At 69.1% G+C, this 17,492-nt stretch carries 18 protein-coding genes; 9 read left to right on the forward strand and 9 right to left on the reverse strand.

Going from position 1 to position 17,492, the window contains the following annotated elements; genetic code table 11:
- The first annotated feature begins 115 nt into the window (after nt 1–115).
- The gene (locus ACQ393_RS09110; protein WP_430646507.1) at nt 116–961 is read left to right on the forward strand and encodes a LysM peptidoglycan-binding domain-containing protein; all 846 of its coding nucleotides are present in this window, start codon (nt 116–118) and stop codon (nt 959–961) included.
- A 284-nt stretch (nt 962–1,245) separates the two neighbouring features.
- On the opposite strand, the gene ACQ393_RS09115 is transcribed toward ACQ393_RS09110, so the two are convergent.
- The 4 genes from ACQ393_RS09115 to dhaK form a co-directional block, all read right to left on the reverse strand.
- Nucleotides 1,246–1,575, reverse strand: coding sequence for a hypothetical protein (locus tag ACQ393_RS09115; protein ID WP_430646508.1), 330 nt, complete (start codon nt 1,573–1,575; stop codon nt 1,246–1,248).
- Nucleotides 1,576–1,711: 136 nt separating this feature from the next.
- A complete protein-coding gene (gene dhaM / locus ACQ393_RS09120; RefSeq protein WP_430646509.1) occupies nt 1,712–2,425 on the reverse strand; it encodes a dihydroxyacetone kinase phosphoryl donor subunit DhaM in 714 nt (237 codons plus the stop codon).
- A 1-nt stretch (nt 2,426) separates the two neighbouring features.
- Nucleotides 2,427–3,074 (reverse strand): dihydroxyacetone kinase subunit DhaL, encoded by a 648-nt coding sequence (gene dhaL, locus ACQ393_RS09125; RefSeq protein ID WP_430646510.1) that lies wholly within the window; start codon nt 3,072–3,074, stop codon nt 2,427–2,429.
- Nucleotides 3,075–3,085: 11 nt separating this feature from the next.
- Nucleotides 3,086–4,087 carry a dihydroxyacetone kinase subunit DhaK gene (gene dhaK / locus ACQ393_RS09130; RefSeq protein ID WP_430646511.1) on the reverse strand — a complete coding sequence of 334 codons (1,002 nt, stop codon included), beginning with the start codon at nt 4,085–4,087 and terminating at the stop codon, nt 3,086–3,088.
- Nucleotides 4,088–4,308: 221 nt separating this feature from the next.
- On the opposite strand from dhaK, the gene ACQ393_RS09135 reads away from it, so the two are divergent.
- A complete protein-coding gene (locus ACQ393_RS09135; RefSeq protein ID WP_430646512.1) occupies nt 4,309–5,082 on the forward strand; it encodes an MIP/aquaporin family protein in 774 nt (257 codons plus the stop codon).
- Nucleotides 5,083–5,199: 117 nt separating this feature from the next.
- Nucleotides 5,200–6,714, forward strand: coding sequence for a glycerol kinase GlpK (glpK, locus tag ACQ393_RS09140; protein ID WP_430646513.1), 1,515 nt, complete (start codon nt 5,200–5,202; stop codon nt 6,712–6,714).
- 110 nt (nt 6,715–6,824) lie between these two features.
- Here glpK and trpD read toward each other — a convergent pair whose 3' ends face one another.
- Nucleotides 6,825–7,877 (reverse strand): anthranilate phosphoribosyltransferase, encoded by a 1,053-nt coding sequence (trpD, locus tag ACQ393_RS09145; protein ID WP_430646514.1) that lies wholly within the window; start codon nt 7,875–7,877, stop codon nt 6,825–6,827.
- 131 nt (nt 7,878–8,008) lie between these two features.
- Here trpD and ctaE point away from each other — a divergent pair, with 131 nt between their 5' ends.
- From ctaE to ACQ393_RS09175, 6 genes are read left to right on the forward strand one after another with little or no spacing between them, the layout of a single operon-like run.
- A complete protein-coding gene (gene ctaE / locus ACQ393_RS09150) occupies nt 8,009–8,647 on the forward strand; it encodes an aa3-type cytochrome oxidase subunit III (protein WP_430646515.1) in 639 nt (212 codons plus the stop codon).
- Between the two features lie 50 nt (nt 8,648–8,697).
- The gene (gene qcrC, locus ACQ393_RS09155; RefSeq protein ID WP_430646516.1) at nt 8,698–9,489 is read left to right on the forward strand and encodes a cytochrome bc1 complex diheme cytochrome c subunit; all 792 of its coding nucleotides are present in this window, start codon (nt 8,698–8,700) and stop codon (nt 9,487–9,489) included.
- Nucleotides 9,490–9,521: 32 nt separating this feature from the next.
- Entirely contained in the window at nt 9,522–10,598 is a 1,077-nt protein-coding gene (qcrA, locus tag ACQ393_RS09160; RefSeq protein ID WP_430646517.1) for a cytochrome bc1 complex Rieske iron-sulfur subunit, read from the forward strand.
- Complete coding sequence (qcrB, locus tag ACQ393_RS09165; RefSeq protein WP_430646518.1) at nt 10,595–12,199, forward strand: cytochrome bc1 complex cytochrome b subunit; 1,605 nt, start codon at nt 10,595–10,597, stop codon at nt 12,197–12,199. Before qcrA ends, qcrB begins: the two co-directional genes overlap by 4 nt.
- Nucleotides 12,200–12,231: 32 nt before the next feature.
- Complete coding sequence (locus ACQ393_RS09170) at nt 12,232–13,083, forward strand: methyltransferase domain-containing protein (RefSeq protein ID WP_430646519.1); 852 nt, start codon at nt 12,232–12,234, stop codon at nt 13,081–13,083.
- A 40-nt stretch (nt 13,084–13,123) separates the two neighbouring features.
- Complete coding sequence (locus ACQ393_RS09175) at nt 13,124–13,777, forward strand: SAM-dependent methyltransferase (protein ID WP_430646520.1); 654 nt, start codon at nt 13,124–13,126, stop codon at nt 13,775–13,777.
- 55 nt (nt 13,778–13,832) lie between these two features.
- On the opposite strand, the gene ACQ393_RS09180 is transcribed toward ACQ393_RS09175, so the two are convergent.
- From ACQ393_RS09180 to erpA, 4 genes are all read right to left on the reverse strand, one after another.
- Nucleotides 13,833–14,255, reverse strand: coding sequence for a cytochrome c oxidase subunit 4 (locus tag ACQ393_RS09180; RefSeq protein WP_430646521.1), 423 nt, complete (start codon nt 14,253–14,255; stop codon nt 13,833–13,835).
- Entirely contained in the window at nt 14,256–15,992 is a 1,737-nt protein-coding gene (gene ctaD, locus ACQ393_RS09185; protein WP_430646522.1) for an aa3-type cytochrome oxidase subunit I, read from the reverse strand.
- On the reverse strand, nt 15,989–16,891 hold the full coding sequence (gene ctaC, locus ACQ393_RS09190; RefSeq protein ID WP_430646523.1) for an aa3-type cytochrome oxidase subunit II: 903 nt from the start codon (nt 16,889–16,891) through the stop codon (nt 15,989–15,991). Before ctaC ends, ctaD begins: the two co-directional genes overlap by 4 nt.
- Before the next feature lie 197 nt (nt 16,892–17,088).
- A complete protein-coding gene (erpA, locus tag ACQ393_RS09195) occupies nt 17,089–17,439 on the reverse strand; it encodes an iron-sulfur cluster insertion protein ErpA (RefSeq protein ID WP_430646524.1) in 351 nt (116 codons plus the stop codon).
- Nucleotides 17,440–17,492: the final 53 nt, after the last annotated feature.

Genomic DNA, 17,492 nt, shown 5'->3' on the forward strand with positions numbered 1-17,492 from the left:
CGGCACCCGGCGTCCCGGTCGTCGGACGGCCACGATGAGTTCCGACAGCGGAGGAACTTCTCCACATCGCGGTCGCGCCGTCCCTCCGCGCGCCGGGGCGGGCTAGAGTTCGGCCATGACGGACGTCTCGGCACGACGGTGGATCGCGGCCTTCGGGCTCGTGGCGGCGCTCGCGATGGCGGCCACGGGGTGCAGCTCGCGCGGCGTCGCGCCGTCGACGACCGTGATGACGGCGCCGGCCGAGCCGTCGGCCGAGCCCGCCGACGCCAGTCCGGCAGTCGAGACGAGCGACGAGCGGATGCCGCGGCTCTCGGATCTCCGGCCGGGCACGGTGATCGCGACCGGCGAGTTCGACCGCGGCGCCGTCGGCCGGATCGAGATCCTGGCGAACGGCGACGACCGCGGTTTCGACGTGCGGCTGTCCGGACTGGATCCGGCCCCGCCCCAAGGGGCATCGCTCGAACTCAACGCATTCGAGCCCACCGCGAGTGACGACGAACTGCGGGGCGGGTACAGCTATTACCGGTACGACGCACTCGCGCCCGCGAGCGACCAGACGCTCACAACCCCGGGTGAGGGCTACGGCGGGTTCGAGACGAATGACCCGAGCTACCTGCGCACAGCCGTCGTCTGGCAGGCCCTCGACGGCACTCCGATCGGCCTCGGCAGCGTCGTCGCCACCGCTGCGCTCACCTGGAGCCTTCCCGACATGAACCCCGGCCTGGCCGAGGTGGCGGACCGCGGCAGCACCGCGGGCGCCCGCGGCGACGTCATCACCGTGGACGGCCGAGCGCAGGGATACCGCGTCGCCTACGGAGACACCGCGAGCGCCGTCACGGCACGGTTCGGCATCGACGAGCGCGACCTCGAATGGCTGAACCCGGATCGGGACCGCGGACGACTGCTCCTGGCGGACGTGACCCTCAACCTGTCACGCGAGGCACGCGGCCTGCGGGGCTGAATCGCTCGGACGGGTGATCGACGCGGGACGTCGGAGCGGGCCGGCCGACGGGCCATGCCTGCCTCTAGCCGAGCGCCGATAATGCACATTATGTCCGTTCGGTCTGGCTGAGCGCGATGGCAGGCGCTCCCCTGACCAACGTGGCGACGCGGTTGATCCGAGCTCCGCGGGCCGGGACATTCCGATCAGCCGCTTCATCGTGAAGATCCTTCACGAACCGCGGAGTCCAGCTCGAGGGCACGACCACCCCGAGACGGCCGTCCCGCCCCGTCGGCGTCCCGTGGTCAGGCGCGTTCGTGTCGCCTCAGCTTCTCCAGGCGTTTCTCGCTCGCCGGCATGCCGAACTCGTTGAGCGGTTCGTTCGCGGCCGGCTCCGGCAGCCGTACGTCGGTCGGGCATTCGAGCAGCACGTTCGACGTCGACTCGTCGACGCGGTGCTCGAACATCGGGTGCCCGCAGAGCGGACACGGCTTCTCGCCCGACTGACTGCGGTCGTCGGGGTCTTCAGGGGCCATCCGCGGTGATTCGAACGCCGGGGTCATGACCCGGTCCACCCGGTCGAAGAACCGGGTGAAGGCGTTCCCATCGCCGTGGCCCGCCTCGTCGCGTGCCATGGCGCCGATGGTACTCCCGGCGCCACGCCGACGCGAGAGCACCGCGGGGGTCGCGCCCATGCTGCGGGGCGCGCTGCGCCCCGACGACGGCCCGGATGTCGCGCGCGCGTCGCGACGCCCGCGCCGTCGCCCAGGGTCAGTGCTCGCCGAATCCGGACGATGCGAGCTCGGCGAGGGCCTGCACGGCAGGACCGCCCTCGGCGTCGTCGGTCGCGATCTCGACCTCGTCGCCCTTCACCAGGCCGAGCGCCATGATCGCGAGCAGGCTCTTCGCGTCGATGCCGTTCACCGTGACCCGCTGCGGGAACGTGCTCGCCAGCTTCACCAGCTCGGCCGCGGGACGAGCGTGCAGTCCGTCCGCGTTCGTGAGCGTGACGCGTCGGCTGACGCGACCCGGCGTCGCGGCCGTATCGGGCGGCGTCGCGGCCGCCGGAAGGGAGGACGACTCGGCGGCCGCTCCCCCGCCGGCCGACTCGGCGGCGCGCACGACCGTCTCGAGCGGGTCGCCCGATTCGGCGGCGACGGATGCCGCGACCGCGCCCTCCACGAGGGGAGCATCCGCGATGCGGACCCGCTCGCGCTGGTCGTCGTCGAGGAAGTCCATCGCCGTCTCGGCGGTGAGGATCGCAGAGCCGAGGTCGCACAGGACGACGACCCCGACTCCGGTGTCCGCCGCTCCGATCGCCGCCGTGACGCGCTCGAAGCTCGTGCCGATGCGACCGTCGTCGGTGCCGCCCGCCGGTTCGATGCGCACGTTCGGTGCCATCTGGTGTGCGAGCTCCACCACGCCCGCGGCGAGCTGCTCGGAGTGCGAGACGACGACGATCCCGATGCGGTCCCCGTCCGCCATCTCAGGCACTGGTCCCGTTGGACGCCGCCGCCGCCGCCGCCTCGAGGAGGTAGGCCGTCGACTGCGCGCCCGGGTCCCGGTGACCCGCCGAGCGCTCGCCGAGGTAGCTCGCGCGACCCTTCCGCGCGACGAGCGGGATCGTCGCGTCGGAACCCGCTGCCGCGGCATCCGCTGCAGCCCGAAGCGTCTCGGCCGCGCTGGCGCCGCCGTCGGCCGCAGCCCTGGCCGCATCGACCGCCGGGGTCCAGGCATCCACCATCGTCTTGTCGCCCGACTCGGCCTTCCCCCTGGCGACGATCCCGTCACGTGAGGCCTCGAGGAACGATGCGACGGCCGCCGCGTCGATCGACGACTCCCCCGCGATCGCGCCGGAGCCCTTGAGGTACGCCGTGCCGTACAGCGGTCCTGCCGCGCCGCCCACCGTGGAGATGAGTGTCGTCGCGACCAGCTTCAGCACGTCGGCCGGCGTCGATCCCGCCGGGAGGTCGTCGAGCTTGGGCAGGATCGCCTGGAATCCGCGATCCATGTTCTCCCCGTGGTCGCCGTCACCGATCTCCCGGTCGAGCGTGATCAACTCGACGCGGTGCTCCGACATCGAGTCCGCGCTGCGCCTGACCCAGTCCACCGCCCAGGTGATGTCCAATCCCACCGCGGCCGCCCCTATCGGCCCCACCGCAGCGCAGCGGTGTGCACGGGGGCGTCCCAGAGCCCGACCATCTCGTCGTCGAGCTTGAGCAGGGTGATCGAGAAGCCCTGCATCTCGAGCGACGTGATGTAGTTGCCGACGAGCGAGCGCTCGATCGTGATCCCGCGCTCCGCGAGCACCGCGGCGGCACGGCGGTAGGCGATGTACAGCTCGATCTGCGGCGTGCCGCCCATGCCGTTGACGAAGAGCAGCACGCGGTCGCCGGACGAGTACGGCAGGTCCTCGATGATCGGTCCGATCAGGCGATCGACGATCGCGTCCGCCGGCTCGAGCTTGATCCGCTCGCGCCCGGGCTCGCCGTGGATGCCGATGCCGATCTCGACCTCGTCCTCGGCCAGCGTGAAGCTGGGCTCGCCGGCGTGCGGGACGATGCACGGCGTGAGCGCCATGCCCATCGACCGGGCGTTCGCGTTCACGCGCTCGGCGATCTCGGCCACCTCGTCGAGCGTGTCGCCGCGCTCCGCCGCTGCGCCGGCGATCTTCTCGACGAGCACCGTGCCGCCGACGCCACGGCGGCCCGCCGTGTAGAGGGAGTCCTTGACGGCCACGTCGTCGTTCGTGACGACGGCTCGCACCTGGATGTCGTCGGCGGCCGCGAGGTCGGCGGCCGTCTCGAAGTTCAGCACGTCGCCGGTGTAGTTCTTCACGATGTGGAGGACGCCCTTGCCCCCGTCGACCGCCTTCGTGGCCGCCAGGATGGGGTCCGGGGTCGGCGAGGTGAACACCGCGCCGGGCACGGCGGCATCGAGCATTCCCGGGCCGACGAACCCGGCGTGCAACGGCTCGTGCCCGCTGCCGCCGCCCGACACGAGCCCGACCTTGCCCGCGACGGGCGCGTCCGCGCGCACGACGTGGATGGGATCCGTCTCGATCCTGACGAGATCGGCGTGCGCCAGGCCGAAGCCCGCGACTGATTCGTCGACCACGTGCTTGGGATCGTTGATGATCTTCTTCACGGAAACGTCCCTTTCCCCTCGACCGCACCCGCCCGGCCCGTCGCCTGTCGACGTCGACGCGGCACTCCCCCGCAAAACTACTCCCGCGGCGCCCGCGGATGAAAGGGCTCTCCGGCGAAACCTGCGCGCCCTTCCGCGGATCTCCTCGACGCGAGTATGGTGGGCGCTGATCCGCCCTGGGGCGCGGCCCCTCGGGCACGGCGAAAGGATGGAAGGTCAACGTGGACAATCTCGGAGTGCTGTTCCTCTCCGAACTCGTCGGCACGGCGATGCTCGTGCTGCTCGGTTGCGGAGTCGTGGCGAACGTCGCCCTGGTGAAGACGAAGGGCTACAACGGCGGGTTCCTGTTGGTGAACATCGGCTGGGGCCTGGCGGTCTTCTCCGGCGTCGTCGTGGCCTATGCGTCCGGTGCGCACATCAACCCCGCCGTCACCCTCGGCCTCGTCGCCAACGGTGCGACCGAGTTCGGCAATCCCGCATTCGGCACGACGGTGCCCGTCGACGCGCTGTCGGTGCTCACCTTCATCGGTGCGCAGCTCATCGGTGCGATCCTCGGTGCGATCATCGTCTGGCTGGCCTACAAGCAGCACTTCGACGAGGAGCCCGAGGCCGCCAACAAGCTCGGCGTGTTCTCGACCGGTCCCGCGATCCGCTCGTACGGGTGGAACCTCGTGACCGAGATCATCGGCACGTTCGTGCTGGTCTTCGTCGTCATCGGCTTCGGCCGCAACGGCGACGCCTCGGGCCTCGCGGCGCTCGGCGCACTGCCGGTGGCCCTCCTGGTGATCGGTATCGGCGCCTCGCTCGGTGGCCCGACCGGCTACGCGATCAACCCGGCCCGCGACCTCGGACCGCGCATCGCGCACGCCGTGCTGCCCATCGCCGGCAAGGGCTCGAGCGACTGGGGCTACTCCTGGGTCCCGGTCGTCGGCCCGATCATCGGCGGCGTGCTCGCCGGGTGGGCCGCGCTCGTCGCGCTCCCGATCCTGGGCTGATCACCGAGGGGCCGGTCGTCCGCACGACCGGCCCCTCGTCCGTCCGCGCGCCGCGACGCGAACCGTCGCCCGCGGACTGGCACATTCCATCACTGCGACAGAGAGGACGCATCGGACATGGCCGACTACATCCTGGCGATCGACCAGGGAACCACGAGCACGCGAGCGATCATCTTCGACCACTCGGGCTCCATCGTCTCCACGGGGCAGCTCGAGCACGAGCAGATCTTCCCGAAGGCCGGCTGGGTCGAGCACGACCCGATGGAGATCTGGAAGAACACCCGCGAGGTGATCGGCCAGGCCCTCGGCAAGGCCGACCTGACCCGTCACGACATCGCCGCGGTGGGCATCACCAACCAGCGCGAGACCGCCGTGGTGTGGGATCGGAACACCGGCGAGCCCGTCTACAACGCGATCGTCTGGCAGGACACCCGCACGCAGCCGATCGTCGACCGCCTCGCCGCCGACGGCGGCGTCGAGCGGTTCAAGCAGGACGTCGGGCTGCCGCTCGCGACGTACTTCTCGGGCACGAAGATCGTCTGGATCCTCGAGAACGTCGACGGCGCGCGCGAGAAGGCCGAGGCCGGCGACCTGATCTTCGGCACCACCGACTGCTGGGTGTTGTGGAACCTGACCGGCGGCGTCGACGGCGGCGTGCACGCGACGGATGTCACGAACGCGAGCCGCACGCTCTTCATGGACCTGGAGAGCCTCTCGTGGCGCGACGACATCCTCGAGATCTTCGGCGTTCCGCGCTCGATGATGCCCGAGATCAAGTCGTCGTCCGAGGTCTACGGCACGGTCGAGTCGTCGAGCCTCCTGCGCGAGGTGCCCGTCGCGGGCATCCTCGGCGACCAGCAGGCGGCCACCTTCGGGCAGGCGGCGTTCGACCAGGGAGAGTCGAAGAACACCTACGGCACGGGCAACTTCCTGATCTTCAACACGGACACCGAGATCGTCCACTCGAAGAACGGGCTGCTCACCACGCTCGGGTACAAGCTCGGCGACCAGCCGGCCCACTACGCACTCGAGGGCGCCATCGCGGTGACCGGGTCGCTCGTGCAGTGGCTGCGCGACAACCTCGGCCTCATCTCGTCGGCTCCCGAGATCGAGGAGCTGGCGAAGTCCGTCGAGGACAACGGCGGCGCGTACTTCGTGCCCGCCTTCTCGGGGCTCTTCGCCCCCTACTGGCGTCCGGACGCACGCGGTGCGCTCGTGGGCCTGACCCGCTACGTGAACAAGGGGCACATCGCGCGGGCGGCACTCGAGGCCACCGCGTTCCAGACGCGCGAGGTGCTCGACGCGGTGAACGCGGATTCCGGCGTCGAGCTCACCGAGCTCAAGGTCGACGGCGGCATGATCGCGAACAACACGCTCATGCAGTTCCAGGCCGACATCCTCGGCGTGCCCGTCGTGCGCCCGGTCGTCGCCGAGACGACCGCGCTCGGCGCGGCCTACGCCGCGGGACTCGCGACCGGGTTCTGGTCGGGACTGGACGACCTCCGTGCCAACTGGCAGGAGGACCGTCGCTGGGAGCCGCAGATGGATGCCGACGAGCGGGAGCGCCAGCTCCGGCTCTGGAAGAAGGCCGTCACGAAGACCTTCGACTGGGTCGACGAGGACGTCAGCTGATCCTGCTGGTCCATGCGACGGGGTCCCGCTTCGGCGGGGCCCCGTCCGTCGTCCCGGGGCGGACGGTCGAGCGGGCCGCGGATCCGCCGCGCATCGTGCCGCGTCGCGACTCAGCGCCGGGTCGCCGCCACCCAGTCCTCCAGCTTCCGGGCCGCCGCCCCGCTGTCGATCGCGCCCTCCGCGACCGCCATCTTCTCGTGGAACCGCTCGAGGATGGTCCGCTGGAACTGGCTCGGGTCGTTCGCGAGCTCGAACGACACGAGCCCGGCGGCGGCGTTCAGCACCACGATGTCCCGGACCGGACCGCGAGCGCCGGCGAAGACCTCGTGCACGATCTCGGCGTTGTGCGCCGCGTCGCCGCCCTGGAGCTGGTCGATCGAGGCGCGCGGGATCCCCAGGTCGCGCGGGTCGAGGTCGTGCTCCTTGACCGTGCCGCGCGACACCTCCCAGATGTGGCTGTGCCCGGTCGTGGTGAGCTCGTCGAGCCCGTCGTCGCCGCGGAAGACGAGTGCGGTCGCACCGCGCGTCTGGAACACGCCGACGATGAGCGGCACCCGGTCGAGGTGGGCGACGCCGACGGCGGATGCCTCGGGGCGGGCCGGATTGCACAGCGGACCGAGGAAGTTGAAGACGGTCGGCACGCCGAGCTGCGAGCGCACGGGGCCGGCGTGCCGGAAGCCGGGGTGGAAGGCGGCGGCGAAGGCGAAGGTGATGCCCGTCTCGCCGAGCACCTCGGCCACCCGGTGTGCCGGCATGGTGAGGTCGATGCCGAGCGCGCCCAGGACGTCGGACGAGCCCGACGCCGAACTCGCGGCCTTGTTGCCGTGCTTGACGACCGGCACGCCGGCGGCCGCGCACACCACGGAGGCCATGGTCGAGACGTTGACGGTCCCGAAGCGGTCCCCGCCCGTGCCGACGATGTCGAGTGCCATGGCGTCGACCGGAAGCTCGACCGCGTGGTCGAGGATGGCGTCGCGGAAGCCGACGATCTCGTCGACGGTCTCGCCCTTGACGCGCAGCGCGACGAGGAATGCCGCCAGCTGCGCGTCGGTCGCGGCGCCCGTCATGACCTGCTCCATGCACCACGCGGCATCCGACACGCTGAGGTCGTCGCCCGCGAGGAGCGCGTTCAGGACTTCCGGCCAGGTCTGCATGGAGGGCATGCGATCGATCCTATCCGCGCGGATTCGCGGCGGATTCACGGCGTTCGACCAGCGCGATCCGGGGCTCGTCGGAGAAAATCGCCCGTATCCGGACCCGCCCCGTCCGAAAACACGTCCGAGGATCAGCCATAATGGTGAGCGTGACGAGCACCTCAATGACGTTTCAGACGAGCGCGCCCGCGATCAAGCGGCCGAACACCGTCGCGGTCGGTACCATCGTGTGGCTTGGCAGCGAGGTCATGTTCTTCGCGGGCCTCTTCGCGATCTACTTCACGCTGCGATCGACGTCCCCGGAGCTGTGGGACTTCGAGGCCGGCCGGCTGAACGTCCCGTTCGCCCTCGTCAACACGCTGATCCTCGTGGCGTCCTCCTTCACGTGCCAGTTCGGCGTGTTCGCCGCCGAGCGGATGCAGCCCTACCGCACCAGCTGGAAGCTGCGCGACTGGGGCATGGTCGAGTGGTTCTTCGTCACGTACGTGATGGGTGCGATCTTCGTCGCGGGCCAGTCGCTCGAGTACGCCCAGCTCGTGTCCGAGGGCATCGCGCTCGACTCGAACGCCTACGGCTCGGCCTTCTACCTGACGACCGGCTTCCACGCGCTGCACGTCACCGGCGGCCTCATCGCGTTCCTCCTCGTCATCGGTCGCGTCTTCGCCGTCAAGAACTTCGGCCACAAGGAGGCCACCAGCGCGATCGTCGTGTCGTACTACTGGCACTTCGTCGACGTGGTCTGGATCGGCCTCTTCCTCGTCATCTACGTCCTCAAGTAGCCCGAGCCAGGAGCGATCACCCCGCAATGCCCGTGAACAGGAAGAGATCAATGAACCGCTCGAAGCGACGCACCGGCCGCCGGCATCCGCTCGCCACCGCCGCGCTGCTCGCGCTCGGCCTCGTGTTCACCGGAGGCGCCTACGCCGCCTTCAGCACGACGACGGCCCAGGCCGAGCCCTCCCCCACGTCGCAGGAGACGATCGAAGAGGGTTCGAAGCTCTTCCAGGCCAACTGCGCGACCTGCCACGGCCTCGAGGCGCAGGGCACCGACGAGGGACCGAGCCTCATCGGCGTCGGCGCGGCGGCCGTCGACTTCCAGGTCGGCACCGGTCGCATGCCCATGCAGATGCAGGGCCCGCAGGCCGAGCAGAAGCCCGTCCAGTTCGCCGATGAGCAGGTCAAGCAACTCGCCTACTACGTCGGCTCGCTCGGGCCCGGCCCCGACATCCCCGCCGACAGCCTCGTCAACGGCGGCGGCGACGCGGCGAACGGTGCGGAGCTGTTCCGCATCAACTGCGCCATGTGCCACAACGTGGCCGGCGCCGGCGGCGCCCTGACCGAGGGCAAGTTCGCTCCCCCGCTGACGGATGTCTCGGGCGTGCACATCTACGAGGCCATGGTCACCGGGCCGCAGAACATGCCGGTGTTCAACGACCTGAACATCTCGCCGGAAGACAAGCGCGACATCATCACCTACCTGCAGTACGTGCAGGACAACCGTTCGCCCGGTGGCTTCGAGCTCGGCTCGCTCGGCCCGGTCGCGGAGGGTCTGTTCATCTGGATCTTCGGTCTCGGCGCCATCGTCGCGATCACCGTGTGGATCACGGCGAAGTCCAACTAGGGCCCGCACCGAAGAAGCGAAGAAGGAGAACCATGGCACAGGACGACCACAGCGGCACGGAACTCGCCGCTGCCGACTCGTCGCACGCCGAGACCGTCCCCGCCGTGAAGACGGGCACCGCCCTCATCCAGTCGGACGCGTTCGAGAACCCCGGCTTCCCGCCGCACCGGCCGCGCGTCACGGATGAGGACCCGCAGAAGGAGAAGCGTGCGCAGCGCACGGTGTACACGCTCTTCTACCTGTCGATCCTCGGCAGCATCTGGGCGATCGCGGCGTACATGCTCTTCCCGATGGAGGGCAACGACGTCGGCGACGTCCGGCTGAACAACCTCTTCATCGGCCTCGGCGCCGCCCTCGCACTCCTCGGCATCGGCTTCGGCGCGGTGCACTGGGCGAAGGCCGTCATGACCGACGTCGAGATCGCCGACGAGCGCCACAAGGTCGGCGGCAACGTGGCGTCCCGCGAGGGCGCGGTCAAGGTGTTCCAGGACGCCGACCGTGAGTCGGGCTTCACCCGTCGTTCGGTCATCCGGAACAGCCTCATCGGCGCGCTCCTGGTCTTCCCGCTCCCCGCCGTCGTGCTCTTCCGCGGCCTCGCTCCGCAAGACGAGAACCCCGTCGAGCTCCTCAGCCACACCATGTGGAAGGAGGGCACGCGACTCACGCTCGACCCGTCGGGCGTGCCCATCAAGGCCTCCGACGTCACCATCGGCAGCGCCTTCCACGTGATCCCCGAGGGCCTCAGCGAGCTGCATCACGGCAAGCTCGAGGAGAAGGCCAAGGCCGCGGTCCTGCTCATGCGCCTGAACCCCGATGAGCTCAACGAGCTCCCGGACCGCGCATCCTGGTCCTACGACGGCATCGTCGCCTACTCGAAGATCTGCACGCACGTCGGCTGCCCCGTCGCCCTGTACGAGCAGCACACGCACCACCTGCTCTGCCCGTGCCACCAGTCGCAGTTCGACGTGGCCAACCACTGCGAGGTCATCTTCGGACCGGCCGCCCGGCCGCTGCCGCAGCTGCCGATCATGGTGGACGACGAGGGCTACCTCGTCGCGCAGAGCGATTTCACCGAACCCGTGGGCCCGAGCTTCTGGGAGCGTCATTGAGCACCGCAACCACCCGCGCGCCGCAGCGTCGTACCTTCACGGCGGCCGCCTCGAACTACATCGATGAGCGGACGAGCGTCTCGACGTTCGTCAAGGAGCTCGGCCGCAAGGCCTTCCCCGACCACTGGTCGTTCCTCCTCGGCGAGGTGGCGTTGTTCAGCTTCCTCGTCATCCTCATCACGGGCACCTTCCTGACGTTCTTCTTCCAGGCCTCGATGGCCGAGGTGGAGTACGACGGCTCCTACGTGCCGCTCAAGGGCGTCGAGATGTCGGTCGCGATGGCCTCGACGCTCGACATCTCGTTCGACCTCCGCGGAGGGCTCTTCGTCCGGCAGATGCACCACTGGGCCGCGCTCATGTTCGTCGCCGCCATCGGCCTGCACATGCTGCGCATCTTCTTCACCGGTGCGTTCCGCAAGCCGCGCGAGCTGAACTGGGTCATCGGCTTCGTGATGTTCATCCTCGCCATGGGCGAGGGCTTCACCGGCTACTCGCTCCCGGACGACCTGCTCTCCGGCAACGGCCTCCGGATCATCGACGGCATGATCAAGGGCATCCCGCTGATCGGCACGTGGACCTCGTTCCTCCTCTTCGGCGGCGAGTTCCCCGGCACCGCGATCGTCGGACGCCTCTACACGCTGCACATCCTGCTGCTGCCCGTGATCCTGCTCGCGCTCATCGCGCTGCACCTCCTCTTCGTCGTCGTGCACAAGCACACCCAGTACGCGGCGCCCGGGCGCACGCAGCAGAACGCGGTCGGCCCTCCCATCCTGCCGATCTACGCGGCCAAGGCCGGCGGCTTCTTCTTCCTGGTGTTCGGCGTGCTGGCGCTCATCGCGTCGCTGTTCACGATCAACCCGATCTGGAACTACGGACCGTACGACCCCTCCCCCGTCTCCGCCGGTACCCAGCCCGACTGGTACATCGGCTTCGCGGACGGTGCGCTGCGCCTGATCCCGCCGGGCTGGGAGTTCGTGCTGTTCGAGCGGACGTGGTCGTTCAACATCCTGGTTCCGCTGATCGGGCTCGGCCTGTTCATCGTGACCGTGCTGATCTACCCGTTCATCGAGGCCTGGGTCACCGGCGACAAGCGCGAGCACCACATCGCCGACCGTCCGCGCAACAACCCGACCCGCACCGCGATCGGCGCCGCCGGCGTGACCTTCTACGCCGTGCTGTGGGCCGCCGCGAGCTCCGACATCATCGCCACGCACTTCAAGCTGACGATGGAGGGCGTGATCCACTCGCTGCAGGCGCTGCTCTTCCTCGGTCCGATCGTCGCGTACTTCGTCGCGAAGCGCGTCTGCATCGCGCTGCAGAAGAAGGACCGCGAGATCGTGCTGCACGGCTACGAGTCCGGCCGCATCGTCAAGCTGCCCGGCGGCGAGTTCATCGAGGTGCACCAGCCGCTCGACGAGTACGAGCGCTGGAAGCTCGTGAGCTACGAGTCGTACGAGCCGCTGATGATCCGACCCAACGCCCGCGGGAAGATCACCGTCGGCCAGCGCCTCCGTGCCGGCATGTCCCGCTGGTTCTTCGAGGACCGCATCGCGCCGGTCACGAAGGGCGAGCTGGAGGCCGCGCACCACGATCACCACTGATCGCCGCAGCACCTGAGTTCGGGCACCGGACCATGTCGATCGACTCGACCTGGCTCCGGTGCCCGAACTGCGTCTCCGACCTCTCGGAGGTCTCCGATCGCGTGTACGGCTGTGCGAACGGTCATCGCTTCGACCGCTCGAAGCACGGGTTCCTGACGCTCCTCCCGCCGCGCGCGCCGCGGACGGTGGGCGACGACCGTCGGATGCTGGCGGCACGAGCGCAGCTGCTCGACGGCGGCGCGTTCGCACCGATCTCCGACGCCGTGATCGCCGCGGCCGGAACGGCGTCGCCGACCGGACAGGCCGCCCGTGCGCTCCGCATCGCCGACCTCGGCTGCGGAACCGGCTACTACTCCGCCCGGCTGGCCGCCGCGCTGCCCGGTACCGACGTGCTGCTCGCCGATCGTTCCCCGGATGCCGTCCGGATGGCGCTCCGGGCGATGCCCGGCGCGACCGGGGTCGTCCTCGACATCTGGCGCCCGCTCCCCATCCGCGACGCGACCGCCGACGTGATCCTCGACGTGTTCGCGCCCCGGAACCCGGCCGAGTTCGCGAGGATCCTGCGTCCCGGCGGACGACTGGTCGTCGTCGTCCCGAGTGCCGCGCACCTCGGTGAGCTGCGCGAACGCGGCATGATACTCGACATCCCACCGGAGAAGGCGGCGACGGTCACCGAGCAGCTCGCGCCGACGGGGCTCGCTCGCGCGGCGGCGCGCCGCGTCGAGTACTCGATCGAGACGGATGCCACCCACCGGGCTCTGCTGGCCGGCATGGGGCCCTCGGCGCACCACGAGAGCGCACGCGCCGCCTCGGAGGACGGCACCGGCGTCCGCTCCGTCACGGTGTCGGTGGACGTGCTGGAGTTCCGCCACACCGACGCCTGACCCGCGACGGCGCGTCCTGCCGCGGGTGCATACTGGGCGCATGGACGACTGCTGCGGTCGGGGGCAGGCGCGATACGACGACGTGTTCGACGATCGGTTCGCCGCCGACCTCGCGCGGCGGTACCGTCGTCGCGGCCTGACTCGTCCGGAGCGCCGGATCGCGGAACGTCTCGAGTCCGACGGCGTGGCAGGCCGGTCCGTCCTCGAGGTGGGTGGCGGCATCGGCGCGATCCAGCTCGAGCTGCTCCGACGCGGCGCGTCGAGCACGACCAACCTCGAGCTGTCCGGGGCCTACGAAGCCCGGGCCCGCGCGCTGCTCGCCGAGGAGGGATTCGTCGGACGGGCGCGGCGGCTGATCGGCGTGGACATCGCGACCGACGGCGCGCACGTGCCGACCGCCGACCACGTGGTGCTGCACCGCGTCGTGTGCTGCTACCCGAACGCCGGGGCGCTGTTGACGGCGTCCGCGACGCACGCCCGCCGCACCGTGGTGTTCAGTCACCCGCCGGACACGTGGCTTCGACGCGCGCTCGTGAACACCGTGAACCTGGCGATGCGACTCCGCGGCCGCGAGTACCGGGGCTACGTGCACTCCCCTGACGCGATGTACGAGGCGCTCCGCGTCGCGGGGTTCACCCTGGAGGACGTCGTGCGGGTCGGGCCGTGGCGCATCGCGAGCGCGCGGCGGGCGTGAGAACGACGACGTCCCCGGCGCCGAAGGGCCGGGGACGTCGTGGTGCGGGAGTGGCTCAGCGCGCGAAGTTCCCGCGGTAGTACTCGTAGACCCAGCCGACGAGGCTGATCAGGACCGGGCCCAGCGCGAGGAAGGTGATCCAGACGCCGACCGCGAGGCCGAGGAAGGCGAGCGCAGCCGAGCCGGCGAGCATGATGGGCCACCAGCTCCACGGGCTGAAGAAGCCGAGCTCCGCGTCGCCGTCATCGATGTTCGCGTCGAGACGGTCCTCGGGCAGCTCCCCGCCCTGCTCCTTGTGCACGCGACCCAGGTAGAACGCGATGAACGCGCTGAGCACGCCGCTCAGGGAGATCGCGACGAGGCCGACCCACTCGACCCCCGGCTCGTTCTCGTCGATCGCCGTCCAGAAGATGTAGACGGCGGCCGAGAGGGCGAAGAAGCCGGTCAGGATCCAGAACAGGATGACATTGGCGCGCATCTACTTGACTTCCTTGGTCTCTGCGTCGACGACGGGGGCATTCGGGGCATCCTTCGCCGGGCCGATGCCGACCGGGATGCCTGCCTCCGGGTGGTTCAGGTCGAACGCCGGGCGCTCCGAGCGGATGCGGGGGATCGACGTGAAGTTGTGCCGCGGCGGCGGGCAGCTCGTCGCCCACTCGAGCGATCCGCCGTAGCCCCACGGGTCGTTGACGGTCACCTTGGGGGCACGCCGTGCCGTGATGTACACGTTCAGGAAGAACGGCAGCAGCGAGACCGCGAGGATGAAGGCGCCGACGGTCGACAGCTGGTTCATCCAGGTGATGTTGTCTTCCGGCAGGTAGGAGTAGTACCGGCGCGGCATGGCCACGACGCCCAGCCAGTGCTGGATGAGGAAGGTCGTGTGGAAGCCGATGAACAGCAGCCAGAAGTGCCACTTGCCGAGCGTCTCGTTCAGCATCTTGCCGGTCCACTTCGGCCACCAGAAGTAGAAGCCGGCGAACATGGCGAACACGACCGTGCCGAAGACGACGTAGTGGAAGTGCGCGACGACGAAGTAGGTGTCGGACACGTGGAAGTCGAGCGGCGGCGACGCCAGGATGACTCCCGTCAGGCCACCGAACACGAACGTGATGAGGAAGCCGAGCGACCAGATCAGCGGGGTCTCGAACGTTATCGAGCCGCGCCACATCGTGCCGATCCAGTTGAAGATCTTCACGCCGGTCGGCACCGCGATGAGCATCGTCATCAGTGCGAACCAGGGCAGGAGCACCGAGCCGGTCACATACATGTGGTGCGCCCACACGGTGACCGACAGCGCGGCGATGGCGATCGTCGCGTAGATCAGCGTCTTGTAGCCGAAGATCGGCTTGCGGCTGAAGACCGGGAAGATCTCCGAGACGATGCCGAAGAACGGCAGCGCGATGATGTAGACCTCGGGGTGGCCGAAGAACCAGAACAGGTGCTGCCAGAGGATCACGCCCCCGTTCTCGGGGTCGTAGATGTGGGCATTGAACACGCGGTCGGCTGCGGCGGCGAGGATCGCGGCGGCGAGCACCGGGAACGCCATGAGGATGAGGATCGAGGTCACGAGGGTGTTCCACGTGAAGATCGGCATCCGGAACATGGTCATGCCGGGCGCGCGCATCGTGACGATGGTGGTGATGAAGTTCACCGCGCCGAGGATGGTGCCGAAGCCCGAGAGGCCGAGTCCGAGCATCCAGAGATTGCCGCCGATGCCCGGCGAGAAGGTCGTCGACGCGAGCGGCTGGTAGGCGAACCAGCCGAACGACGCGGCGCCCTGGGGCGTGAAGAAGCCGGCGACGGCCATCAGCGAACCGAAGTTGAACGCCCAGTACGCGAACGCGTTGAGGCGCGGGAACGCGACGTCGGGCGCGCCGATCTGCAGCGGCATGAGCACGTTGGCGAAGCCCGCGAAGAGCGGCGTCGCGAACATGAGCAGCATGATCGTGCCGTGCATCGTGAAGAGCTGGTTGTACTGCTCACGCGTCTGGATGATCTCGAGGCCGGGCTCGAAGAGCTGGGCGCGGATGATCAGCGCCATCACGCCGCCCACGCAGAAGTAGATGAACGACGTGATCAGGTACAGGTACCCGATGGTCTTGTGGTCGGTGGAGGTGATCCACTTGACGAGGACGTTGCCCTTGCGCTCGACCTTGGGGGCGCCGAACGGCTGCGACGAGGCCGTCGGGCGAGCCGGTGCGGTGGTGGTGCTCATTCGCCTTCGTGCTCCTCACTCAGTTCGGGCGCGCCCGTTCCGGGCAGGTTCTGGTTCCGGTCGTACTCGGTCGAGAGCTGGCCCTCGTTGCCCGAGTCGCGGAGCTCCTCGATGTAGCTGTCGTACTCGGCCTGGGAGACGACCTCGACGTTGAAGAGCATGAGCGAGTGGTACTCGCCGCAGAGCTCGGCGCACTTGCCGGCGTACGTGCCCTCGCGCTCGGGGACGAACGACATGTAGTTCGTCTTCCCCGGGAACATGTCCTTCTTGTAGAGGAAGTCGACCACCCAGAACGAGTGGATGACATCGCGCGACTCGAGCGCGATCTCGACGTTGGCGCCGACGGGCAGCACGAGCGTCGGCAGTTCGTCCTGCTTCACCGATCCGGGGTCGCCCTCGTCGTCGAGCTGGCCTTGGATGCCGGCGGTGTAGACGTCTTCGTTGACGTAGTTGAAGTCCCACGCCCACTGCTTGGCGATCGCCTCGATCTTGACGTCGATCTCGCCCTCCGCGAAGCGCTGCTCGATGGCCTGCTGGTCGCGAGCGGTGAAGGCGAAGAAGCCGAGCACCAGGATCAACGGGACGATCGTGTAGAACACCTCGATCGGCATGTTGTACCGGAGCTGCACCGGCAGGCCGGTCTGGCCCTTGCGGCGGCGGTACGCGACGACGGCCCAGATGGTGAGCCCCCAGGTGACGACGCCGACCACGAGCAGCACGATCCACGACGTGACCCACAGGCCCGAGACGCGCTCGGTGTGGTTCGTCACGGGCGACTCGCCCTCGACGAAGCCGGGGAGGAACCCGTTCAGCTGAGCAGTCGTGCATCCGGCGAGGACGAGGCTGAGCGTCGCTGCGATCGGAACAGCAGCCCATCGGAGACGGCGATTGTGGCGCACCGGTGACCTTTCGGGAGATTCGAAGGCGCTTCTCAGCGAAGCGCATTGATCAGCCCTAGCCTACTCCGAGTCGGCGGCCCGCTCGTGCACCATCAGCGCGCGTTCAGCCCGATGTGCATCCGATCTGCCCCGTGACGGCCGGAAACGCGACGAGGGAGACCGCCGTGGCGGTCTCCCTCGTGCGAGGTCGGGGCGGTTCAGTGGAACGAGTCACCGCACGCGCAGCTGCCCTGCGCGTTGGGGTTGTCGATCGTGAATCCCTGCTTCTGGATGGTGTCCTCGAAGTCGATCGTCGAGCCGTCGAGGTACGGGACGCTCATCTTGTCGACGACGACCTCGACGCCCTCGAAGTCCACGACCGCGTCGCCGTCGAGCAGGCGCTCGTCGAAGTACAGCTGGTAGATGAGGCCGGAGCATCCGCCGGGCTGGACGGCCACACGCAGGCGCAGGTCGTCGCGACCCTCCTGCGAGAGCAGGCTGCGCACCTTGTCGGCAGCCGGATCGCTCAGCTTCACGCCGTGGCGGGCGTCGGTGATCGTGTCGCTCATATCGCTCCTCGATGAAGGTCGGTCAGCCCGATTGTACCCGCGCAGGATGCGGA

This window comes from Agromyces sp. GXS1127, assembly GCF_050565425.1.
Classification (GTDB): domain Bacteria; phylum Actinomycetota; class Actinomycetes; order Actinomycetales; family Microbacteriaceae; genus Agromyces.